Genomic DNA, 22,965 nt, shown 5'->3' with positions numbered 1-22,965 from the left:
GTAGCACACGGCCCAAGCTGGCCCTCGGCAGAGAAACGACTCTGGAACTGGCTCAGCGGCTCGCCGGCCTCATCCGAAATTTCAGCCGCGCCGATAGAGCTGCAGATAGCTCGGCGAGAACAGGGCAGCGTTCTTGAGCGCGCCGAGATCGTTGATGGTCAGCGTGCGCTCGCGCAGCACGATGAGGCCGGAGGCGCGCAGCTCCTGGAGCGTGCGATTGAGATGGACCACCGAGAGCCCGGTGGCGTCCGCAAGGTCCGTCTGCGTGATCGGCATGACACAAGAATTGCCGTCGACCATGCCGACGGGACGAAGCCGCTCGATGATCTCGCAGAACAGATGCGCGACGCGCTCCAGGGCGACGCGACGGCCGAGATTGATGGCCCATTCGCGCTGAATCGCGGCGTTGACGAGGGTCTCGCACAGGAACGCTTCGGCGAGCGAGCGGTGGTTGGCCACCAGGCTCTCGAAGTGTGCACGCTTGATCTCGGCGTATACGACGGGCGTCATCGTCGCGATGGAATGGTCGATGGCCGGCATCAGGAATGCGTGCGCGTCGCAGCTCTCGCCCGGAAAAATGAAGTTGACGATCTGGCGCCGGCCATCCTCAAGGGTTTTGTAGCGGCAGAGCCAGCCCGACAGCACGAGACGGACGCTATCGACGGCATCGCCCTCGGAGATCAGGTCCTCGCCCGATCTGGTGCGCTGCAATGCCTCAAGCAACGCGTATTCGAGTGATTGCCGCGCCTCAGCCGACATCGGCCTGAGCACGTTCAATCGGCGAATGACCGGTTCAGCGAGGCTGCGGTCGGATGTTGAAAGCGGCATCAGTCAGCCACCGCCGGCGTATGGAAAGTGCGTCTGCTCAGGGGGACCGTGATCGTGCATTGCAGGCCGGCAGGATCGAATGCCATCGTGGTCTGCCCCTTGAAGTCAAACGCAAGTGTGCGCTCCAGGAGCTCGGTGCCGAAACCTTTGCGCGGCGGCGGTGCGACCACCGGCCCGCCCCGTTCCCGCCATTGGAACATCATCACTGCCGGCTCGGTGCTCTCCTCGATTCGCCATGAGATCTCGATGCGCCCGGTCGGCTGGCTCAGGGCGCCGTATTTCAGCGCGTTGGTCGCGAGTTCGTGAAGAGCCAGCGCAAAGGTTTCCGCGGCTTTGGACTGCAAACGCACCTTCGGACCGGTCAAACGCACCTGCTCGCCTTCCCGGGCATTATAGGCCAGCAGCTCCTCGACGGCGAGGTATTCGAGATCGACACCGCTTTCGGGATCGCGGGTCACCATTGCCTGGGTGCGGGCGAATGCGCTCAGCCGGCCATCGAGATGGGAAGCAAACTCCTCGACGCTCTGGCTTGTGTCGGCCGTGCGACGAGCGATCGAGCGCACGACGCCCAGCGTGTTGCGGACGCGGTGCTGGAGCTCGGCCAGCAGCAGACGTTGCCGCTCCTCGGCGCGGGTGATGGCGGTGACGTCGATGAAGGTGATGACGACACCGGCGATGAAATTGTCGATGCTGCGGTAGGGCAGGACGCGCGCAATGTAGCGCGTACCGTTGTCGGGCGCGCTCAGCTCGCGCTCCGCGCTGGCCAGCGTGCGCAGCACGCGGCGGACGTCGTCATAGAGCTCCTCGATCGGGACGCGCGCCTTAATATGACTGATGGGACGACCTGTGTCGGTTTCGACCAGATGCAAAACCTGCGTAATCGCGGGCGTGAAGGTCATCACCCGCAAATCATTGTCGAGAAATACGGTTGCGATCTGCGTGCTTTCGAGGAAATTCTTGAGGTCGCTGGTGGCGCGGGTCAATTCCTGAACGCGATGAGCCAGCTCGCCGTTGACGGTGGTCAGCTCCTCGTTGACCGACTGCAATTCCTCACGCGAGGTTTCGAGCTCCTCATTGGCCGATTGCAGCTCTTCGTTGAGCGACTGGTACTCCTCGTTGGAGGACTTCAGCTCCTCGTTCGTACTTTCGAGCTCCTCGATGGTGGCCTGGAGGCGCTCGCGCGTGGCACGCAGCTCGTTTTCGAGCCGCTCGACATGCTCGGTCCTGACCAGCGCATTTGGATTGGCCTGGCCGGCCTCGATCGTGCGGAGTGGACCATCCTTGAACAGCACGACGAAGCTGCGATGGCCACCGGCGCCGTCCTGGATGGGCTCGACCGTGACGTCAACGAGGATACGATGGCCATGCACCCCGAGTTGCACCTGCTCGGCATGGGCCGGCTCGTTAGTCTCTGCCGCGCGGCCCAGCGCTGTGCGTACTTCCAGGCGCAGATCGCGGTGTACGAGCTGGAGCAGGTCGAGCGTGGCGGCGCCCGCCGTCGGCTCGATGTAGCGGCCGGTGCGCCCGGAGAAGTGCAGGACCTGAAAATTGTCGTCAGTGATAACGTAAGCGGGCGCATAGCGCTCCGCGATGCGCTGTGCGCGGCGCTCGAGGCCGACGTCGGGGCCGAACGAACGCACCGGCGGCAGCTCGACGGGGACCCTTCCCGCCACGGTCGTGATCGGAAACTCCGGCGGCAGCCGCGTTCCTGTCTCGAGCCGCTTGAAGATGCGGGCGCGGCGGTCCACCGGCGCGAACAATTTTGGATGCCGCGTCACGTTCTCGGAATTGCCAAGAAACAGGAAGCGATCGGGGAGCAGCGCGAAGTGGAACAGCGGGATCACCCGGCTCTGCAACTCGGCATTGAGATAGATGAGCAGGTTGCGGCAGGAGACCAGGTCGAGCTTGGAGAACGGCGCATCCTTGATGACGTTGTGCTGGGGAGAAGATGCACATCTCGCGCAGTTCCTTCACCACGCAATAGGTGTCGCCCTCCCGGACGAACCAGCGCGCCAGGCGCTCGCTGCTCATATCGGCCTCGATATTGGTGCGATAGCGGCCGACGCGCGCCGTTGCGAGCGCCCGGCCATCGATGTCGGTCGCGAAGATCTGCACCTGCGGCGGGGAATCCATCCGCGCCATCTGCTCGCGGAGAAGGATGGCGATGGAATAAGCTTCTTCGCCAGTTGCGCAACCGAGCACCCAGACGCGCACCTGCTGCCCCGCGCCCTTGCCTTCGAATATCTTCGGGACGATTTGGGTCTCCAGGACCTCAAATTCGCGCTTGTCCCGGAAGAATTCGGTGACGCCGATCAGAAGGTCGTTGAAGAGGTGCTGGACTTCGTCCTTATCGTTGCGCAGGAAATCGACATAGGCGGCGATTTCGTCGATCTGGACCACCTGCATGCGCCGCTGCACGCGGCGCAAGAAGGTGTTCTGCTTGTAGCCGTGGAAATCGTTTCCGGTCTTGTTGCGCAGAATGTCGGCGATGCGTGATAGCGAGGCCGCGGCCGCGGCCAGCACCTCATCAAACCCCTGCTTCTCGTCCAACCGTCGCAGATGGCGGGCATAAACCCGGATGTGCTCCGGAATGTCTTGCGGCGGCAGCACGTAGTCCGCGATGGCCGCTGGCGTGTTGGCGTCCTCGAGATGATCCAGCTCCTCGCTCGCGACTTTTTCGGCGATGGCAAGACCGCCATGATCCTTCAGCGTCGCTGCGCCGAGCGTGCCGTTGCCGCCGGTGCCGGCCAGTATGACACCGATCGATTGCTCGGCGCGTTCTTCCGCCAGCGACACCAGGAAGCTGTCGATCGTGGCCCGCTCACCGGGCGCCTGCTCGGCCTCGCGGATCGCAAAACGGCCGCCATGGATCGTGGTGATCATCGCCGGTGGACAAAGATAGATCGTACCGCCCTCGATGGTTTGGCCGTCGCCGATGCCGGAGACCACGGCAGCGCTCGCATTTTGCAGGATTTCGCGCAGCCGCGGCTCGTCCAACGCCTCATGATGCTGAAGCGCCAGTACGACAGCCTGATCAGGCTCAACGGTGAGCTTGGCAAAGAAGCGCTCGATACTGTCCAGGGCAGTCGGCGAGGCACCCACCCCCACGATCAGCGGGGACCTGATCTGGCGCTCTCTTTCGACCGGCTGGTCGCCGACTTCGTGCATGTCCTTGCTAGCTTTCATTGGCTGGCGGGGCGAACCGCTCCCCCCAAGCACATAGCAGAAATGGATGTTATCCCAATAGATGGAAGGCAGAAATGCTTAGAGCCAATAGTGGCCCGAGGGCGGCTCAGCCCGCATGCCGACCTTCCCATTTTGAACCCGCGGAAAAATAGAGGCTGCGCAGCTCGGGCCGGCAGCGCGACCGTCCGGGGTTGAGATCGTGTGGAATTGAGCGTCCAACGTCAGCCTTATCTCGGCAGCGCAGGATCAATCTCGTGCTGGAGATAGGCGACACGCTCCTCGATCAGGACGCGGTGGCGCTCCCACTCGGTCAGCGTCTGTTTGAGAAGGGCGACGAGCCGCTCGGCCTCACCCGCGTCATGGCCACCAGCCATGAGCTCTCGAACCCGATCCTCCTGGTCACGGATACGTTTCGAGCCCTCTTCGATGTCCTCATTGGCCTTGGTTAGATGGCGGCGCTCGGAATCGAGTTGCTCGGAGCATTCGGTAACGGAGATGGCCATGACAGCGCCCTCAACCTTCCCGCTTGCGCAACGGAGCATCCAGCGACCTTAGCACGACGCGCCTGATCATGTCGGCATATTCGCGATATTCGGCTGCCCTCGCCTCATACATCTCGGCAACGGCGGACCGGCCACTGCGACGCCCATCCGCGGCCATGCGCTGCACCAGTTCCGCGCGTTCCTCGATGATGCGCAAAGCAACACGCAGGGCTTCGTCGACCCGCCCTTCCTGCTCCTTGGCAAGGACATCGGCACCGAAAGCATGACCGACCTGACAGCGGAAACGTATCGGGCGCGATTCCTTGACCTCGGACAGCACGCCCCCGCACGCCGGACAGGTCAGCGCGACGGGATCGGCCATCGAGACAAGCTTGTCACTGCCGATCCGGTCGCCGGCTGCGATCTCCACCTCAAGCCTGATCTCGGGCGGGATCGGCAGAATGGCTCCGGCCTGCTCTCTGACGAGTTCGGAGAGAACGTCGCCCATACCGGCGCTGGGAACACAGACATCAACAGTGGTCGCCTCCATCGCGCGTTGCGGCATCTCGTCGGCAATGGCGTCGGAGGGGTCTTGGACTACGGTCATCCCGCCGCAGCGCTTGATGGCATTGAGGCCAGCCGCCCCGTCCGACAACAGGCCGCTCAAGAGCACTCCGATCACGCGCGGCCCGTGATAGAGGGCTGCTGAGCGGAACAAGGGGTCGATCGCCGGCCGGACCATGTTCTCGCGCGGGCCGCGCCCGAGCAACACGTGATCCTCCGCCAGCAGGAGATGGTGGTCAGGTGCAGCCAGATAGATCCGGCTAGGCTCGATCTTCATGCCGCTTTCCGCCTGCCGGACTGGCAGGGCGGCGACGCTGCTGGCGACGGTCGAGAGAATGCCGATCCCTTGCGCCGGGATGTGCAGGACGATGAAGACGGCTGCCGGCAGATCGGGCGGCAAGCGGCCGAGGATCTGCTTCAGGGGCTGGGTCGCTCCCGCCGAGCCCCCGATGACGATGATGTCGCGGTTAGCCATTTGGGTCGCATCGTTTTTTACCAAGGCGGGTCCCCCTTGTATGTTCCAAGGGGCTGGAAGCGGAGGCTTGAGGCACCATGGCAACATCGCCCAACCCGTCGCATCAGCGCGGGCCGCTCGCCGGGCGTCGCATTTTCGTTGTTGAGGACGAGTATTTTCTCGCCGATGACATCGGCAACACGTTTCGCGCGCTGGGCGCGGAGATTGCGGGTCCGGCCGGTCATTTCGAGGATGCCGTCAAAATCCTGCACGACGGCAGCATCCTGCATGGCGCGGTGCTGGACGTGAACATCCGCAGCGAGATGATTTTTCCGATTGCGCGCGAACTGAAGGCGCGCAACATCCCGTTCGTGTTCACCACAGGCTATGACAAGATCACCGTCGGTCCGGAATTCGAGGACGTGCCGCTTCCGGAAAAGCCAATCGATCTCGGCGCGATGGCGCGGAAGCTGGCCGCACTCATCGCCGATCCGCGCGGTTGACGATCAGAACAGATGCGCGACAGCGAGCCAGGGGTGACATAGGGCAGCGCGGCGCGCAAGACAGGAAACCTCGCGCGGTCACTCCATCATCATCCAAACGATGGCCGCCATCATCACGAGAAAGCCCGTGATTGCAGTGGCGATAAAAGCCTGTTCGATGCGGTCCATCGCCATCGCAGCCCCCTTTCCAGCCCGCACACTTTGACCACCTTGGGGGACCCGCGCACTAGGTTATGTGAATCGGGCGCCGCGCTTCATCGGCCATCTACTCCCGCCAGAACTCCTCCAGTTCCTCCGCGGTCACGAGGTCGACCTGGCCGTGAAAGCGGGTGCGGTACATCGTCATGAGCGCATCGTGCCCGACGTCGGACGAACTGCACAGCGCGTCCTCGACGATGACGACCCTGAAGCCGAGGTCGACGGCGCTCAACACCGTCGACAGCACGCAGACGTCGGTCTCTGCGCCCGTGACCACGACCGCACCGACATTCTTTTCGATCAGCAGACTCGCGAGTCCGGGATTGCTGAATGCGGAATAGGCCGGCTTATCGATAATGACGGCCGGAGGAACGAACTCGCTCAGGGCCGGCACGAGTTCGAGACCGGATGGCGGAAGATACCTGCGAGTGGCCTGGCGCCAGCGATGGAAATAGCTCTGCCATTGGCCGGGACGGTCTTCCGGATCCTGCGGCGTGATGAAGCGCGTGAAGATCGTTCTGGTCGGATGGCGGGAAACGATTGAGGCGATCGTCGGCAGCACCCGCTCCATCCAGGGCGTCGCCCAGAGCCCGCTCGGCGCAAAGATGTTCTGCATGTCGATGCAGAGGTGAACGGCATCCCTGATCTCGGCAATCTCCGAGCTACTATCCCTCATCGTTCTCCACCGTCAGGCGCTCGGCCGCACGCCGTCAGCTGGCATTCCCCGCCGAGTTCAGCGACGGCAATGCGAACGCAAAGGCTTTGGTTCCTGGGAACTGCCCTTGGGCTGCCCTTGAGCTGACCTTGGGCCCGCTTGCGCTTCCCGTCCGGTCACATGAAGCCCGGGTTGCGCGGCAGATACTGGGCCCAGTCTCCGAACTCACGCGAGGACATCAGCAACATCGGACACTTGATCCGCATTCCGTGCTCGATCGCGGTGTTGAGAGCCGGCCCGCTTGCGCCGGGCAGGAAGGCCGATATCCGCGACGAGCCACTCTCAAGCGCCAAATGCAGCGCCGTCCTGAACGCGGGAGCGACGGCATTCGCCTGCAGGACCGCGAGCGGTCCGATGTGTCCGCCGGCGTCCACGTAAGCGTAGCCCGCCCAGTCGCTGCCGTCGTAGAGATTGACCCCTCTCGTCGCGCGGTCGCTCATGAGATAGCGATGATGCTTTTCGCGGGACACGCCAAGCACCCGCTCGTCCGCCTGAACCAGGCGACGCAGCGTCGAAGCCGCATCATCGAGCGGCGTGAATTGAAACCGCGCACCGTGCAGACGACCCATCAGATGCTCTCGCGATACGCCGACGCTGTAGATGGGAAATCGCGGCAGCAATCCATGGCGGATATAGAGACCTTGCGAGACCGTGTTGAAGCTGAAGGTAATGAGCACCCGGTTGGAGGCGGCCGATGTCTCGGCGTGCTCCAGGGTCCGCTTGATCAGTTCGTGGCCGATGCTGCGTCCCTGCTGATCGGGAGACACGAAGAGCTGGGCCAGAAACCACATGTCACCGCAGACCCAGCTCCAGGCGAAGCCGAGAATCCGCTCGCCCTCCTCCGCCACCCACAGACCGTCGGGGTCGTCCTGCATGGAATACAACTGAAACCGGGGAGGAGAAGAAGCGGCCATCGGCCCAAAGCCATGCCGTTGCGTGAGATCGTTGATGCTGGACACGACGAGAGCATCGGCGACTTCCAGATCCTGGGCGCGCGCCAGCCGGTAAATCACAGACATCGGGCAACTCCGCTGGTGATCAGGTGACGTTCAAAATCTCGCGGTGCCGGAATCGAGCCCAAGCGCCAGCCGGCCGGCGATGATGTAGTTGTTCGGACTCATCGCGATATGCGTCGCGACGGCGCGCACGTCGCGGACGGCGCGCTCCAGGACGCAGGTCTCGAAGATGGCGGCCGCGCCCACACTGGTGGCCAGCTCATCGGTAATGGACATCGCAGTCTCTGCCGCGTGTGCGTTGGCGATCCGAATGTCCGCCCGCGCCTCCACCAGTCGCTTGCCGCCCGTAGCGGTAGCGGCCATCAGGTCCGTCATGGCATGACTCAGGAAGGCGCGGGCGGCGCGAAGCGTTGCTCTCGCCCGACCCAGCGTTGCCTGGACTGTCTCACGATCGCGCAGCAGGACCCGGCTGCCAACGTTGCTTTTCCGGCAGGCGAGCTCCGCGAACGAGGTCATGGCGCCGGACGCTATGCCGAGCGGCACGCCGCAGATGCTCCACGCGAATACCGATAATGGCGGCATGCGATAGAGCAGTCCGGGCTGGGTCGGTCGCGGCGCGAAAAACGGATGGACGTGAGCGGCCGGCACGAACACATCGCGCGCTTCGAAATCGCAACTTCCGGTGCCGCGCAGTCCGGACACATGCCAGTTGTCGTGGATGGTCACGTCTGCCCGATCGAGATAGCAGCAGAGAAGTGGCGACGCCGGGTCCTCAGGCTTGATGCTAGCCAGCACCATGAAACGGGTCGCATGATCCGCGCCGCTGCCGAACGGCCAGCGTCCCCAGAGGCGGTATCCCCCTGCAACCGCCGTTGCCATGCCGACTGCGCCAGTCGCGCTGACGACGAAGGCGCGCGGGTCGGCAAACCACTCGCGTGCAACGGCCTCGCCGAGATAGCCGCCGAGCCGGCTCATGCCGCCGCCGTTGCCGACCAGCCAGCCGACTGAACCATCGAGCGCCGAGGCGGGCTCGACAACGCGCATGAACGCGAAGGGAGACAACTCGGGTCCACCGAGCGCACGCGGCAGCCACAGGCGGAATAGACCGGCGTCAGCGAGTGCCGCGAACACCGCGTCGGGCAAGCGCCGCGCATCGTCGAACTTGCTGCGCTGCGCAGCGATCAGCGGGGCAAGTCCCTGGATGGTCTCGAGCAGGTGGCGAGCCGGCTCCGGGGTGCCGGCAATCACGTCCGGATCAGGGCGAGGCAGCAGGTCGTCCGCCTCGAGCACATCGCAATGGTCGCGCATTGGGCAAACCTCCAAATTGGCAGCGCCGCCGCAGCATGATCCCGCGCTTCCCGGAGGTCCTAAATCAGTTCCGAAAAAGTCGCGAAAAATGTAGTCTCCAGGCGATGACCACCCACGAATTTGGTCCCTACCGGCTCGATGCAGAGGCCGAGATGCTGTTTCGCGAGGCCGAACCGGTCGCGCTCGGTCGGCGCGCCGTGGTGCTGCTGCGGCTCCTGATCGAACGGGCCGGAACACCGGTTTCCAAGGACGCATTGATGCAGGCGGCGTGGCCGGGGCTTGCGATCGAGGAGAGCAATCTGACGGTTCAGATCGCCGCCCTGCGGCGAATATTTGCCGACGGCGACAGGGGCGCGGCTTGGATCGAGACGCTGCCGCGCCGCGGCTACCGTTATGTCGGGCCGCCGGTCGCCATCGACTTTGGAGCCGGCCAGCCTGCCTCATCGGCGCCTGCAGGGTCCGATAGGCTGTCACTTGCAGTGCTTCCGTTCTCGAATCTGAGCGGCGACCCCCGGCAGGATTACTTTTCCGACGGCATCACAGGCGACATCATCGCCGAACTATCGCGGTTCAGGTCGCTGTTCGTCGTCGCCCGCCACTCCAGCTTCGCCTACAAGGAAAAGCCTCCCGAGATCAAGCGCGTCGGCCGCGAGCTTGGCGTCAGGTATGTCGCTGAGGGCAGCGTGCGCAAGATCGGCAGCCGGGTGCGGGCGACCGTTCAACTGCTCGACGCCACGAGCGGCTATAATCTCTGGACCGAGCGCTACGACCGTGAGCTCGATGTCATCTTCGCGCTCCAGGACGAGATCGTCAGGGCCATCGTCGCGGCTCTGCCGGGCCGGCTTGAGGACGCCGGCCGCGAGATCGCCCGACGCAAGCCGACCGCCAGCGTGACCGCCTACGATCTGGTTCTACTGGGGAACGAGCGGTGGCGTCAGCTGACCGTGAAGGGCATGGCCGAAGCCAGGGAGTATTTCCGGAACGCCGTCGCGCTCGACCCGCAATATGCCCGCGCCCACGTCAACATCGCCTGGACCATGGTCTGCGACGCGTTTCTCGAATCGCCGACCATCGCGACTTTGGACGAGGCGCTTCGCGAGATCGAGACCGCGCTCGACATCGACGGCGGCGACGCCTGGACTCATGGCGTCTTCGCACAGCTATTGTTCCTGCTGAATGAAGACGCCAAGGCCGAAATCCATTTCAGTCGAGCTCTCGCACTCAATCCAAACGATGCCGACGTCGTCGCCGTCTTCGCCAACATTCTGGTCTACTGGGGACGCTGGCGCGAGGCGCTCCTATGGATCGGGTCAGCCAAACGGCTGAATCCCTTTCCGCCCAACCTGTACCATTGGTATCACGCGCTCGCCCTCTATTCGGGCCGCGAGTATACGCAGGCGGTCAATGCGTTGATGGAGGCGCGATCGCTCGATAGGTGGTCACACGCTCTCCTCGCGGCCTGCTATGCGCAGATCGGACGGCTCAACGAGGCCCGATCCGAAGCAGAGGCATTCGTCAGCGAGCGGCGTCGAGAACTTAACGCGCGTGGCGAGGCCGCACCCGCGAAGACACTCGACTTGGCCCGGGCCCGAGCCGACCGCTATCGCGATCCCGCCGACCGCGAGCACTTTCTCGATGGTTTGCGCAAAGCGGGCCTCACCAGCTGACAGCACGCGGCGCTCCTGTTGCGACGCTCGCGCCGAGCAAGGCCATGAAGTTCGGCCGCCAAACGAGACCGCGGCGAGCTATCCGCCACGCTTCCTTCATATGCGATAGCCCTGCCGTGAATGGGGCCGCACCGTGCTGTGATCAGCGCCATGCCTTCTCGTTCTTTTGTTCGTAGTCTTTGAAAGCCTTCTCGAGGCCGCCCAAAACCTCGGCGGACGTTTCGAACATCGCCTTCAACTGCGGTTCGTCGACCTTCTCGATGTCCTCGCGCAAATGGCTCCGGATATCGCGGAGAGCCTTCTGCATCTTCTGTGTATGGTGTCGGGGATCACGATCTGCCGCACTTGCCATCGCCACTCTCCTCGCTGCGAATATTGCCGGCCGAAGTGCAGGAGCGTCCGGCAAGATGGGCCTTTAACGGCCCGAGGGAAGCCTGGTTCCAATTACGAAATCCCATAAAACCGGCATGAAATACAGGGAATTGCTCACGGAGTTCAGCTGCACATTCAGCATCTACGAGTGAACCTCCATTCGCTCAAGCGCGGCGATCAGCTGATCCACGTCGAAGGGCTTGGTCAGAATTTCAAGTCGCGCCGCAGGCGCGAAGCGTTGCCGAATCTCGTCATCGGCGTAGCCAGTTGTCAGGACGATGGGCAGGTCTGACCGCAGGGCCCGAAGCTCCTCAACCAGTCCATCTCCGGGTCGGTCGGGAAGCCCGAGATCGACCACGGCGGCCGCCAGCTCGTGGTGCGTGCTTCTCGCCTTCAGGACTGCCTCCTCGAAGCTTGTCGCGGCCTCGGTGACGAAGCCCCTCTCCGAGAGCATGTCCGTGAGCAGCAGGCTCAAGAGGAATTCGTCTTCGACGACAAGGACGCGCCGCGTGGGGGCGTTTCCCTGGTTCAAGAGTTCGCGCACCCTGCCACCAAGCTCCGCCGAGGAGAACGGTTTGCTGAGCAGTCTGGTGCCGGCCTCGAGGCGGCCTTCGCGAATGAGGACGTCACCGGCGTAGCCGGTGGTGATGAGAACCTTCAACCCGGGGCGATGCGCACGAGCACACTCGGCGAGGTCCTTGCCGGTGAGCTGGCCGGGAAGGCCAAGATCCGTGAACAGAAGGTCGACCCTTGCGCCGCGCTCGAGTATCTTCAGCGCCGAATGCGCGTCGCTCGCTTCGATCACCACATATCCGAACTCGCGGAGGCTGTTGCTCGTGAAAGCCCGCACATCCTCGTTGTCTTCAACGACAAGGATGGTTTCGCCCTCTCGGGAGTGGAGGACAAACGGGCTGTCTTGCTTTGAGGCTTGCGGCGGCGGCAGAGCGTCGGATTGCGCCGCCGCCTTCGGAAGCAGGATCTCGATCCTTGTTCCGCCATTTGGCTTGCTTGACAACGTGATGTGGCCCCCACTCTGCCTCACAAAGCCGTAGACCTGACTGAGGCCCAGCCCCGTTCCTCTTCCATCCGGCTTTGTCGTGAAGAAAGGCTCGAACACGCGACTGAGCACGTCAGGAGTCATTCCACAGCCTGAATCGGTCACGGCGATGAGGACGTGAGGGCCTAGCCGCCCTTCATCCTCGCGGGTTTCATCGGCGAGCTTTCGATCGATATTCGTCACTTCAATTGCGATACTTCCGCCCTCCGGCATCGCGTCTCGCGCGTTCACGGCCAAGTTCAGAATCGCCGATTCCAGCTCCGTCGGATCCACTTCGACCGGCCAAAGATCCTCTGCGACCGTCGTTCTGACGACGATCGTCTCTCCGAGCGTCCGTTGCAGCAGATCGGACAAGCTCGAGATCAGCTCCTTGAGATCGACGAGTCGGGCCTCCAGCGGCTTCTGGCGGGCAAAACTCAGCAGCTTCGCCGTCAGCTGCGCGGCCTGCCGGGCACCCCGCGCGGCATTTTCGAGCGCATTGGCAATCCGGCTGTCGGCTCCTGCAGTCACGCGCATGGCGCTTTCCAGATTTCCGAGCACGACCGTTAGCAGATTGTTGAAATCGTGTGCGATGCCGGCGGTCAGCCGACCCACTGCCTCCATCTTGGCGGCATGGCGCAGACGCTCCTCGGTGGCTCTGCGGCTCGAAATGTCGCGAATGCTCGCAAGGCGCGCAGGCCGGCCATCCCAAGTCGTCTCAACCGTGCGGATTTCCGCATCGATGACGCGTGCGCCCGGCTGATGAACCGAGATCTCGGTCATATCGTCCACGACAAAGGGAATGCCGATGGGTGATCCGATCAACGATCCGATCGGGCGGCCAAAGATCGTTTCCGAGGCCGGATTGGCAAACAGCACGACGCCGGATTCATCGACGACAATGATGCCGTCGGCATTCTTTTCGATCAGAAACCGGACCTCGGACTGATCGATCGCCGGCTTTGTGGACGGACCCGCTATGCTCATGATTCACCTGAAGCGGCCATGTGAAATGCGTCGGCGAGCTCATTCCCTGAATACGTTCGGAGCCCGACTGAACGGCTCACCCAAATGCATGCCGGCGCCGTCTATCGTGAAACGCCGGATCTCCTTGGCATGCTCGCTGCCGCGCATCTTCAACACCATCAGCCCGCGATGCATGATCTCCTGCTCCTGGATGTATCGCAGCAGAATTATGGAGTCGGTCATGGTGGAAATGTGCTGCTCGCTTGCGCTTTCGCCGCCCACCAGAGACTTGCTGGTCGCCGTGCACAAACCGGCGATCTCCCGCTTCTTGATGAAGGATGTCAGGCTGATCAGGAACTCGCGGAAGCCGGTCTCGGGGGCAATTCGCTCCAGGGCCGAAAGGCTGTCGACGGCAATTCGGTTGGGCTTGAATTCGTCAACCAGCGCCTGGATCGTCAACAGGTGATCGGGCAGCCCCTGGGCTTCGGGGTACAGGCAAACGATCTTCAATTTTCCTTCCGCCTCCATCCGCGCGAAATCGGCGCCCCAGCCCGTGGCATTTCGGAAGAGCTGGCCCTTGCTCTCCTCGTATCCGAACAGAATGGCTCTTTCCCCGGCCTCGACGCCGCCTGCGAGAAAATTCGTGACCAGCAGCGTCTTTCCGGTGCCTGTGGCTCCGCTCACGAGCGTCACGCTGTCTCGGAAGAAGCCTCCGCCGCACATCTCGTCGATTGCAGAATTTCCGCTGGTGACCCGCACGGTGCTGGACTGTTGCTCGAGCCGGAGAGACGACAGCGGAATGGCGACGACCCCGCGTCCTGTCAACAGCGTGAATGGCGCCTCGCCCTCCGCGTGATGGCTGCCTCGCATCTTGAGCACCTCGATCGTCCGCCGGCGCTTCTCTCGGTAGAGGAGATTACGCAGGATGACGACATTGTCGGCGACGAATTCCTCGAGCCGATGCCGCGTGATCTCTCCATATTCGCTGTTTCGCTCCGCCGTCATCAGCACGGTCAGGCCCGCCTTCTTCAAGGCCGTGCTGATGCGAAACAGCTCGCGCCTCAGTATCTTGGGATCGCTGATGAAATGATCGAAAAGCTGAGTGAGTGAGTCCAGCACCACGCGCTTGGCGTTGACGCTCCTGGCTGCATGCATGATTCGGGACAGCAGCCCCTCCAGGTCGAAGTCGCCGATGACCAGTTCGTCCGTGCTCGGTGGGCTCGCGTCGACGAACGCGAGGCGACCGGCCTTCCGCCACTTTGCCAGTTCCCAGCCGAACCCGCTCATATTGGCCTCGATATCGGCGGGCGGCTCCTCGAACGTGACCAGCACGCCGTTCTCGTTGAACGTCTCGATGCCGTGCGCGAGAAACTGGGTGGCGAACACCGTCTTGCCGCTTCCAGGCGTGCCGCCGACGACCGTCGTTCGGGCGCGCGGGAGCCCACCCATCACCAATTCATCGAACGCATCGACGCCGGTCCTGACCCGCTCCAGTACGCTGGAGATCTCGGTCTCCTGGTCGCCGTCTTGGCCGCTATCCTGGGCGGTCATGCGTGATCTCCTTCGATTCCCATGAATTCAAGGATGCGTTTGGTATCGCTGAGGTCTCCGACGATGCGACGGGAGCGAGGGCCGTCCTCGTACGAAAGGGTCGGCGTGGCAATGATGCCGGCGCGGTCGGCGAGATCAGGACGCGTGAGCACGTCGATGATCTCGACGTCCCAGCCTTTGCTGCTCACCGAGGCGCGAAGGCGCTCAAGATTCTGCTGGGCGCGGCGGGAGCTCGCCGAGTTACCCGCAATGTAGAGTCGTAGCACGAGCGGAGCAGCCACCGGACATAGCCTTACTTTTTTGATCGTCGGGCCAATGCCGAACCAAAGCTGCCACTGCTCGCCCCTCCGGCGGTCTTCGGTCGCTCAACAAGCCTGCGCTCCGAAGGAACAACATGGTTCCCCGGAGCGCAAGAGAGAGAGAAATACTAGGCGACTAGTAGCGGCTAACGTTCCGCTCGATCCGCACGCGGTCGCCGCCGTCTTGCCTCCGCCAAAGCCTCGTTGGTGATCCCGCGCTCACGCGCCCAAAGGATTGCCGCGCTTCGCCGATTGACGCCGATCTTGCGATAGAGCGATGCAACGTGGTTGCGGATCGTGTTCTGGGACAGGTGCAGCTGCTCGCTCATGTGCAGGTCGCTCTTGCCCTGACAGATCAGTCCAAGAATCTCCCGCTCGCGATCGGTGAGCAGTTCGATATCCGCCACAGAAGGATTCGGTTGAGCGATACGGACACCCTTCAGCTTCTCGATAATGGTTCGGGCAAAAGACGTTGTATCTGCCAGGACCGACTCGATCGCCGACATCGTGTCCTGGTTTGCCTCTTCCGTTTCCTGAATGATGCAGATGGCGGTCGGCGCATCCGACAGCGTCAGCGTTCGAACCGAAACGAAGCAATCGATGCTTTGACCTGCCGGCCTCCGAAGGGGCAGCTCAAGGCTCTTGAGACTTCCATCCAGCCGACTTCGGGTCTTCTCATCGACCCAAACGAGGTTTCCCTTCCTATCGACCACGATGGCGCCGTTCTCGAGAGCAGACAAAATCGCGGTCCAAGGTTCGTTTTCGCGCGCATCATCGCTCGCCATTCGGCCCATGGCCTGGCTCCCCTCTGGTTGCGGAATTCGACTTGCTTGGATTTGCCTGGATAACGCCCGCCCCCGGAACTAGTTCCTTCGTACCAAATGACTGGTAATTCTGCGCTAACGTGGCCTGATGCGAGCGGGTTCGCTCGCGGACCCGCGTGAATGGCGCTTTTGGTGGGGCGTCCGGCCTGAATTCGTGGACCGGACAAAGGGGATGAATATTCGACCAGCCGTCCGCAGACGAAGCGACCGCTCCGGACGCTCCGAATATGTGGGTGTGGTGCGCTCGGAGGGACTCGAACCCCCACGGTGTTACCCACTGCCACCTCAAGGCAGCGCGTCTACCAGTTCCGCCACGAGCGCTAGGAGATGCCGGCCTGAGGTCTTAGGCTGGCCGGATCAGCGGCCGCCGATCTAACAAATCCATCAGGGGGATACAAGCCTGCAAAGGCCCCGAATTCCACAAGGCAGGAAAGTTCATGCCCCTTCCCTTGGGATCTGGCTTCAGCCCGTGCCCAGGCCTTTACCTCGTCCCCGGGGCGCTACCGCGTCCCCGGCGTGCGCGGCAGCATCTGCTTGACCTCGACCGCGATCCGGTTGCGATCGACCAGCACGACGCCGGAGGCGACCGGCAAATTATTGGCCAAAACCTTGACCTCGTCGGCCTCGGTTGCGTCCAGTTCGATGATGGCGCCGCGGGAAAGACGTAATACCTGATGGATCGGCATGGTGGTCGTCCCGAGGACGACCATGAGATCCACGGTGACTTTATCGAGAGTGGGCACTGTCAGGACCGCCGCAACTTGGGACTGTGAACCAAAGGACTTTGAACCAAAGAACTTGGCATTTGCTCCGGTCATGATCACCACGTTATGGTTAGCCAATGGTTAATTCGCCTGAAAACCCCCGCCAAAACCCGCGTCACGGGCTCGATTTGGCGTCGTTTTCCGCCGCCGGCGGCGAGCCCGTCACGTGGCTTATTTCGCACGCTCCGGTGCCCTATCCGGACGCGGTAGCCGCCATGGAGGCCCGAGTCGCGGCGATCGCCGCGGGCGAGGCTGCCGAGCTGGTCTGGCTGCTCGAACATCCCCCGCTCTACACCTCCGGCACTTCGGGCAAAGAATCCGACCTGCTCGATCCACGATTCCCGACATTTGCGACCGGACGCGGCGGCCAGCTCACCTATCACGGCCCCGGCCAGCGGGTGGCCTATGTCATGCTTGACCTCAAGCGCCGCCGGCCGGACGTCCGGGCCTATGTGGCGAGCCTGGAGGAGTTGATTCTACGCACGCTGGCGGCCTTCAACGTGCGCGGCGAGCGGCGCGAGGACCGGGTCGGGGTCTGGGTCAGGCGGCCGGACAAGGGGCCAGAGCATGAGGACAAGATCGCGGCGATCGGCGTCCGGCTGAGACGCTGGGTGTCATTCCATGGCATTGCGATCAACGTCGAGCCGGAGCTGTCGCATTTCGCCGGCATCATCCCTTGCGGCGTCGCCGATCCCCGCTATGGCGTCACCTCGCTGGTCGATCTCGGCCAGCTCGTGGCCATGGCCGATGTCGACATCGCGCTGCGCCAGGCGTTCGAGCAATTGTTCGGGCCGACACGCGCGCTGGTGCCGGAAGCGGCGGTCTGACGCTTCCGTGGTCTTCGCGGAATCAGCTATGCTTGTTTCGGTGTCGCCCACACCTCCCCCCCTCCGCCGGGAAAGTAGACTTCATACCGGGCGAATTGATCTTCGACCGACTGTTCGAGCGCCAGGCATAAGGAGGGGTTGCGATCATGCTCGCAATGGGAGGTTCTCGCGATGAAATTATCTGCGCCCATCTATCATCTGAAGCGCAAGGCGAAACGCATGTCCCGCGAGCGAGGCATTCCGCTTCACGAGGCGCTTGACCGCATCGCGACGATTGAGGGGTTTTCGGCCTGGAGCATGCTCGCGGCGAAGGCGGCGGCGGTGACGCCGGCCAGCAGGCTATTCTCGCAATTCCGGCCGGGCGACCTGGTGCTGGTCGGCGCGCGTCCTGGTCACGGCAAAACCCTGATGAGCCTCGAGCTTGCGGTGGAGGCAATGCGGTCGGGCCATCGCGCTGCGTTCTTCTCGCTCGAATATACCGAGAAAGAGGTTCTGGACCGCCTCCGCGCGATCGGCGTGGACCCCGCACAATTCGACAGGCTGTTCGAGATCGATTGCTCCGACGCCATCAGCGCCGACTACGTCGTCAAGCAAATGGCCGCAGCTCCCTGCGGCACGGTCGTGGTGATAGACTATCTGCAATTGCTCGATCAGAGGCGGGACAAGCCGGACCTCTCCGTTCAGGTGCGCGCACTGAAATCGTTCGCACACGACAGGGGATTGGTCGTCGTCTTCATTTCGCAGATCAATCGATCCTACGACCCCTCCGTCAAGCCATGCCCCGATCTCGGCGATGTCAGGCTGCCAAATCCGCTGGACCTGAAGCTGTTCGACAAGATGTGCTTTCTGAACAACTCCGAAGTTCAGCTCCGGCTCGCGAGCTGACCATCCTCCATGTCCGGTCCGTGCCGCGGGTGAGATCGTCACCCGCGACCTCCGGCATCACGCCGCCTTGAGCGGGACCTCGAGCTTGCCGGCGATGTAGCGGCGCTCCTGAGTGAGGCCGCCGAAGCCATAGGCATCGCCCTTGACCTCGTCGACGTGCAGATAGGTCTCGGGATGCAGCGGGCCCAAAAGCTCGGCCATGCGCCTGAACATGGCAGCGAGATAGGCCGCCTTCTCGTCCTTGGTGTTGGTGCCTTCGCTGACGTGGATGTCGATCCAGTAGCTCGCAAGCTTCTGCTCGGCGAGCGACTTGCCGCCGGCGAACCAGTCGCTTGCATCGACCGATTTCACGATGATGGCAGTCACCTTGGGGTCCTTGTGCAGGATCGTTGCGGTGAGCTCGGACACGGCGTTCGCAATGTCGGCCTTCAGCGAGGGCGACTGGCGGGATGTGGTGTAGGACACGGTGATCAGGGGCATGGATGTTCTCCTCCGGAGCCGCGCAGGTCGCGCGGCGTTGATGAGAAGCTAGATCTCCCTTCGCCATTTTGGTATGTTATCGTTGATGATATCAATGATAACGACTTGTGATGACAGCCGTCCTCGACATCGCCACCGTCCAGGCCTTCCTGCTGGTCGCCGAGCTCCAGAGCTTCACCCGCGCCGCGGAGGCGCTCGGCACAACACAGGCGGCCGTCAGCCTGAAGCTGCAGCGGCTGGAGACGCTGCTCGGAAAGCGTCTCGTCGAACGCTCGCCGCGCGCGGTCCGGCTCACCGCCGAGGGCGCCGCGTTCCGCGATCGTGCCAGCGCGCTGATGGAGGCGCATGACCGGGCGCTGTCAGGTGAGGCTTCAGTCGCGCAGACGCTCTCGCTCGGCATCTCCGACCATGCGGCGGGGCCCGAACTCGTCCCACTGCTCGAACGCCTGCACGCGATGTCTACGAATCTCACCCTCGCCGTCACCATCGGCTTCTCGCGCGAGATGCAGGATGCCTATGACGCGGGGCGGCTCGATGCGGTGATCGTGCGCCAGGAGGGCAGCCGTCGCGGCGGCGAAAAATTGGCCGAGGACGAGTTCGGCTGGTTCGCCGCAAGACGCTTCACGCTACGGAAGGGTGAGCCGTTGCCGCTTGCGACGCTCGCCCCACCTTGCGGCGTCCGCGCCGTTGCCGTCCGCGCACTCGACAAGGCCGGCATCGCCTGGCGCGAGCGCTTCGTCGGCGGTGGCGTCACGGCAGCCGTCGCGGCCGCGCTTGCCGGCCTCGCGGTCGCGCCATTGGCGCGGCGGATTGCGCCTCCCGGGCTGGTCGACATCGGGCCGGCACACAAATTGCCGAAACTCGGCAGCTCGAAAGTGATGCTGCATTCCAAGGTTAGCGATCCCGCTAAGCTTACGGCGCTGCGTGCAGTGACGGCGACGTTCCGGAGCGGCACGGCGGCTTGAGGCCGAACGCTCACAAGATGGCCTCGAACGCGCTGCGCAGCGTCTCGTGAGCGGCGGCCGATTTGCATACGCCCCCCGATGTTTGCCTAAAAATGTCCCAGATTGGGGGAACCATCCGGCGCCTCGGGCGTTTGCCCCCGTCGAGGCGGGGTCCGGAATGGTTAAAAAGTCTAGTCAGCAGAGAGACTTGTTCGAGAGCGAACGCAGTTTCCGGCTGTTGGTTGAAGGCGTTGCCGACTACGCCCTTTACATGCTCGACCCCAGCGGGATCATCACGAGCTGGAACATCGGTGGCGAGCGCATAAAGGGCTACTCGCCCGGGGAAATCCTCGGCCAACATTTTTCGCGCTTCTACACCGAGACCGACCGCGCCAACGGCAAACCGGCGCGGGCGCTGGGCATCGCGCGGGAAAAGGGCCGCTACGAGGAGGAAGGCTGGCGTGTCCGCAAGGACGGCACGTTCTTCTGGGCCAGCGTCGTGATCGATCCGATCTATGAGGACGGCGAGCTGGTCGGCTTCGCCAAGATCACGCGCGACATCACCGAACGCCGCAATACGCAGCTCAAGCTCGAGGTGATGCAGAAGCAGCTCGCCGAATCCCAGAAGTTCGATGCGCTCGGCCAGCTCACCGGAGGGGTGGCTCACGATTTCAACAATCTCCTGATGATCATCAGCGGCAGCCTCCACATGTTGAAGAGGGGCACTGACGACGAGGCCAAGGTTCAGCGCGCGATCTCGGCCATCGAGACCGCCACCAAGCGCGGCGCGGCGCTGACCAACCAGCTCCTCACCTTCGCACGGCGACAGAGCGTCAATCCGCAGGCGGTCGATTTCGCCGAGCGTATCGCGGCGATCCGCGAGGTGCTCGATGCCGGCGTCGGCAGCTCCGTGCGTCTGGTCTTCGACATCAGCGGCGAAGTGTGGCCGATCAAGACCGACGTCTCCGAACTCGAGACCGCGCTGCTCAACCTCGTCATCAATGCCCGCGATGCGATGCCCGACGGGGGCACGGTGACGATCGGTGCGCACAACGTCGTACTCCATGAGCCCACGCTCGCCGGCAACTTCGTCGCGATCGACGTCAGCGATACCGGGTTCGGCATTCCCGATGACGTCCTCGACAAGATCTTCGAGCCGTTCTTCACGACCAAGCCGATCGGAAAAGGCACCGGACTCGGCCTCTCCCAGGTGCACGGCTTTGCCCACCAGGCGGGCGGCACGATCAAGGTCGCCAGCGAGCTTGGCAAGGGGACCACGTTCACCATCCTGCTGCCGCGCGCGGACGACGCGCCATCGCGCGAGCCGGCGGGAGCATCATCGTTCCGCGGCAGCGGCACGGTGCTGCTGGTCGAGGACAATCCGGACGTCGCCTCCGTCAGCGTCGGCCTGCTGGAACAGCTCGGCTACAGCGTGCGCAGGGTCGCCGATGCCGAAGCTGCGCTGCTCGAGATCGAGAAGAACGGCGTCGACTTCGTATTCTCGGACATCGTCATGCCCGGCAAGATGGACGGGCTCGGCCTCGCCCAGCACCTGCGCCAGATCCGGCCCGGCCTGCCGATCCTGCTCGCCACCGGCTATAGCGAGGTCGCCGCCGGCGTGCGCGGCGATTTCCCGATCCTGCGCAAGCCCTACGAGATCCACGAGCTCAGCGAGGCGATCGCCAAGCTGCCGCGGTGATTGCTCACCTCTCCCCGCTTGCGGCAGGGCAATCGCATGGCGGCGTTCTGATTGCGCGCCTCGTCCCTTCGAGACGACCCTCTGCGCAGTCTTCTCCAGGATGAGGCTAATCGGCTTCGGTGCTCGTTGAAACTGCTGCCGCGCATTCCATCCTCATCCTTGAGGAGCCCGCCTAAGCTGGCGTCTCGAAGGATGGCCGCAGGGAAACGCTCTCAAGATGCGATAGCTTGCCGCAACCGGGGAGCGGGAGCACACCTACGCCGTCGGTAACACCGAAAACGCCTCCCCTGCCCGGCGCAGGTTCAGCTCCTCGGCACCCGCAGTCTCGCTGGTGACGCTGTCGACGCGCGAGGACGGCGGGCCGTGGCGGCACAGCGCGACCATGTCGGCGACGTGCTTGGGCGTCCCCGCGAACAGCGCTTCGACGCTGCCGTCACGGCGGTTGCGGACCCAGCCTTCGAGACCGCATGCAGCCGCCTGGGATTCGACCCAGGCGCGGTAGCCGACGCCCTGGACGCGGCCGCGGATCACGACCTGGAGGATCGCCCGCGTCATTTTCTCGGTCCAAGATAATCGGCGCTGCGCGCCTTCACATCGGCCTCGCGCATGACGCGGCTGGTCAGTTCCGATGTGGGCAATCCCTTCAGCGCTTTCGGTGCCGTGCCCTCACGCAATGCCTTCTGAGTCTCGTACACTGCCTGCGTTGCAGCCGCGATCGGCGCATGGCCCTGCAGCGCGATGCGCACGCGTTGGCTCTCGAGATAGTCGGTAGCGTTCAATTCCTCCGGCGCGCCGCCGAGCACGAGCGGCAGGTGCGTGGCGGATGCGATGGCCGCGAGTTCCGCGTGCGACCTGATGCCGGTGAAGAACAGCGCGTCCACGCCGGTGGCTTCATAGGCCATGGCGCGCCGGATCGCATCTTCGATGGACGTGATCGAGGCAGCTCCCGTGCGCCCCATGATGACGAGCGAGGGATCGCTGCGGCCGTCGAGCGCCGCCTTCATCTTGCCGACGCCTTCCTCGAGCGGGATCAGTTGCGTCTTCGCCTCGCCGAACGCCGCCGGCAGCAGCGTGTCCTCGATGGTGAGGCCGGCAGCCCCCGCCGTCTCCAGCTCCTGCACCGTACGGCGCACGTTCAGCGCGTTGCCATAGCCGTGATCGGCATCGACGAGGACGGGAAGCGCGGAGGCGCGCGACATCCGCCGCATCTGCTCGGCAAGCTCGCTCAGCGTGATCAGCGTGACGTCGGGATCGCCGAGCACGGCGAGCGAGGCCACCGAACCGCCGAACATGCCGAGCGGAAAACCGAGGTCCTCGGCAATGCGGATCGAGATAGCGTCGTAGACCGAGCCGGGATGGACGCAAGCCGAGCCCGACAGGATCGATCGCAGTTTCTCGCGGCGGGAACGAAAGGCCATGGTTGCCTCACTCTCCATTCCTCATCCTGAGGAGCGTCT

The 22,965-nt window shown here is 63.5% G+C and carries 21 protein-coding genes, 1 tRNA gene and 1 pseudogene; 6 read left to right on the top strand and 17 right to left on the bottom strand.

The window, feature by feature from the left end; all coding sequences use genetic code 11:
- Window positions 1-81 precede the first annotated feature (81 nt).
- The 4 genes and pseudogenes from IVB01_RS11345 to IVB01_RS11330 form a co-directional block, all read right to left on the bottom strand.
- A complete protein-coding gene (locus tag IVB01_RS11345; protein WP_247275730.1) occupies window positions 82-828 on the bottom strand; it encodes a Crp/Fnr family transcriptional regulator in 747 nt (248 codons plus the stop codon).
- Window positions 828-3,996 (bottom strand): annotated as a pseudogene (locus IVB01_RS11340) (CheR family methyltransferase). The gene IVB01_RS11345 and the pseudogene IVB01_RS11340 overlap by 1 nt, the downstream one beginning before the upstream one ends.
- 245 nt (window positions 3,997-4,241) lie before the next feature.
- Window positions 4,242-4,517, bottom strand: coding sequence for a hypothetical protein (locus IVB01_RS11335; protein WP_247275729.1), 276 nt, complete (start codon window positions 4,515-4,517; stop codon window positions 4,242-4,244).
- A gap of 10 nt (window positions 4,518-4,527) precedes the next feature.
- A complete protein-coding gene (locus IVB01_RS11330; RefSeq protein ID WP_247420569.1) occupies window positions 4,528-5,535 on the bottom strand; it encodes a chemotaxis protein CheB in 1,008 nt (335 codons plus the stop codon).
- A 77-nt stretch (window positions 5,536-5,612) separates the two neighbouring features.
- On the opposite strand from IVB01_RS11330, the gene IVB01_RS11325 reads away from it, so the two are divergent.
- A complete protein-coding gene (locus tag IVB01_RS11325) occupies window positions 5,613-6,017 on the top strand; it encodes a response regulator (protein ID WP_247275727.1) in 405 nt (134 codons plus the stop codon).
- A gap of 265 nt (window positions 6,018-6,282) precedes the next feature.
- Here IVB01_RS11325 and IVB01_RS11320 read toward each other — a convergent pair whose 3' ends face one another.
- The 3 genes from IVB01_RS11320 to IVB01_RS11310 all read right to left on the bottom strand — a co-directional run bounded on the left by IVB01_RS11320 (window position 6,283) and on the right by IVB01_RS11310 (window position 9,194).
- Entirely contained in the window at window positions 6,283-6,891 is a 609-nt protein-coding gene (locus tag IVB01_RS11320; protein WP_247275726.1) for an isochorismatase family cysteine hydrolase, read from the bottom strand.
- 155 nt (window positions 6,892-7,046) lie between these two features.
- Complete coding sequence (locus IVB01_RS11315; RefSeq protein WP_247275725.1) at window positions 7,047-7,949, bottom strand: GNAT family N-acetyltransferase; 903 nt, start codon at window positions 7,947-7,949, stop codon at window positions 7,047-7,049.
- Window positions 7,950-7,979: 30 nt separating this feature from the next.
- Complete coding sequence (locus IVB01_RS11310) at window positions 7,980-9,194, bottom strand: acyl-CoA dehydrogenase family protein (RefSeq protein ID WP_247450858.1); 1,215 nt, start codon at window positions 9,192-9,194, stop codon at window positions 7,980-7,982.
- A 104-nt stretch (window positions 9,195-9,298) separates the two neighbouring features.
- On the opposite strand from IVB01_RS11310, the gene IVB01_RS11305 reads away from it, so the two are divergent.
- Window positions 9,299-10,861, top strand: a complete 1,563-nt coding sequence (locus IVB01_RS11305) for a winged helix-turn-helix domain-containing protein (RefSeq protein ID WP_247275723.1) — start codon at window positions 9,299-9,301, stop codon at window positions 10,859-10,861.
- Window positions 10,862-11,003: 142 nt separating this feature from the next.
- Here IVB01_RS11305 and IVB01_RS11300 read toward each other — a convergent pair whose 3' ends face one another.
- From IVB01_RS11300 to IVB01_RS11270, 7 genes are all read right to left on the bottom strand, one after another.
- Entirely contained in the window at window positions 11,004-11,213 is a 210-nt protein-coding gene (locus IVB01_RS11300) for a hypothetical protein (protein WP_247275783.1), read from the bottom strand.
- Between the two features lie 162 nt (window positions 11,214-11,375).
- Window positions 11,376-13,256, bottom strand: a complete 1,881-nt coding sequence (locus tag IVB01_RS11295) for a response regulator (RefSeq protein ID WP_247275722.1) — start codon at window positions 13,254-13,256, stop codon at window positions 11,376-11,378.
- A 39-nt stretch (window positions 13,257-13,295) separates the two neighbouring features.
- Window positions 13,296-14,786: a circadian clock protein KaiC gene (kaiC, locus tag IVB01_RS11290; RefSeq protein WP_247275721.1), complete on the bottom strand. Its 1,491-nt coding sequence runs from the start codon at window positions 14,784-14,786 to the stop codon at window positions 13,296-13,298.
- A complete protein-coding gene (locus IVB01_RS11285) occupies window positions 14,783-15,067 on the bottom strand; it encodes a circadian clock KaiB family protein (RefSeq protein WP_247275720.1) in 285 nt (94 codons plus the stop codon). The genes kaiC and IVB01_RS11285 overlap by 4 nt, the downstream gene beginning before the upstream one ends.
- Before the next feature lie 164 nt (window positions 15,068-15,231).
- Window positions 15,232-15,879, bottom strand: coding sequence for a response regulator transcription factor (locus IVB01_RS11280; protein WP_247275719.1), 648 nt, complete (start codon window positions 15,877-15,879; stop codon window positions 15,232-15,234).
- A 266-nt stretch (window positions 15,880-16,145) separates the two neighbouring features.
- Window positions 16,146-16,230: transfer RNA gene (locus IVB01_RS11275), tRNA-Leu, on the bottom strand.
- 179 nt (window positions 16,231-16,409) lie between these two features.
- Window positions 16,410-16,652, bottom strand: a complete 243-nt coding sequence (locus tag IVB01_RS11270) for a FliM/FliN family flagellar motor switch protein (protein WP_011088012.1) — start codon at window positions 16,650-16,652, stop codon at window positions 16,410-16,412.
- Window positions 16,653-16,750: 98 nt separating this feature from the next.
- On the opposite strand from IVB01_RS11270, the gene lipB reads away from it, so the two are divergent.
- Entirely contained in the window at window positions 16,751-17,500 is a 750-nt protein-coding gene (gene lipB / locus IVB01_RS11265) for a lipoyl(octanoyl) transferase LipB (RefSeq protein ID WP_247275718.1), read from the top strand.
- Between the two features lie 171 nt (window positions 17,501-17,671).
- A complete protein-coding gene (locus tag IVB01_RS11260) occupies window positions 17,672-18,385 on the top strand; it encodes a DNA helicase (RefSeq protein WP_247275717.1) in 714 nt (237 codons plus the stop codon).
- Between the two features lie 57 nt (window positions 18,386-18,442).
- Here the strand turns inward: IVB01_RS11260 and IVB01_RS11255 are convergent, their stop codons facing one another.
- The gene (locus IVB01_RS11255) at window positions 18,443-18,865 is read right to left on the bottom strand and encodes a 4-oxalocrotonate tautomerase family protein (RefSeq protein WP_247420552.1); all 423 of its coding nucleotides are present in this window, start codon (window positions 18,863-18,865) and stop codon (window positions 18,443-18,445) included.
- A 110-nt stretch (window positions 18,866-18,975) separates the two neighbouring features.
- Here IVB01_RS11255 and IVB01_RS11250 point away from each other — a divergent pair, with 110 nt between their 5' ends.
- Both IVB01_RS11250 and IVB01_RS11245 read left to right on the top strand, forming a co-directional pair.
- Window positions 18,976-19,830, top strand: coding sequence for a LysR substrate-binding domain-containing protein (locus IVB01_RS11250; RefSeq protein WP_247275715.1), 855 nt, complete (start codon window positions 18,976-18,978; stop codon window positions 19,828-19,830).
- Window positions 19,831-19,987: 157 nt separating this feature from the next.
- Window positions 19,988-21,508, top strand: coding sequence for a PAS domain-containing sensor histidine kinase (locus IVB01_RS11245; protein WP_247275714.1), 1,521 nt, complete (start codon window positions 19,988-19,990; stop codon window positions 21,506-21,508).
- A gap of 255 nt (window positions 21,509-21,763) precedes the next feature.
- Here IVB01_RS11245 and IVB01_RS11240 read toward each other — a convergent pair whose 3' ends face one another.
- Window positions 21,764-22,063: an acylphosphatase gene (locus IVB01_RS11240; protein ID WP_247275713.1), complete on the bottom strand. Its 300-nt coding sequence runs from the start codon at window positions 22,061-22,063 to the stop codon at window positions 21,764-21,766.
- Window positions 22,060-22,926 (bottom strand): isocitrate lyase/PEP mutase family protein, encoded by an 867-nt coding sequence (locus IVB01_RS11235; protein WP_247275712.1) that lies wholly within the window; start codon window positions 22,924-22,926, stop codon window positions 22,060-22,062. Before IVB01_RS11235 ends, IVB01_RS11240 begins: the two co-directional genes overlap by 4 nt.
- Window positions 22,927-22,965: the final 39 nt, after the last annotated feature.

Origin of the sequence: Bradyrhizobium sp. 164, from assembly GCF_023073715.1 — a bacterium.
In the GTDB taxonomy this organism is placed as follows: domain Bacteria; phylum Pseudomonadota; class Alphaproteobacteria; order Rhizobiales; family Xanthobacteraceae; genus Bradyrhizobium.
The sequence above is the reverse complement of the archived record's forward strand: the minus strand, read 5'-3'. Positions and strand labels throughout refer to the sequence as shown.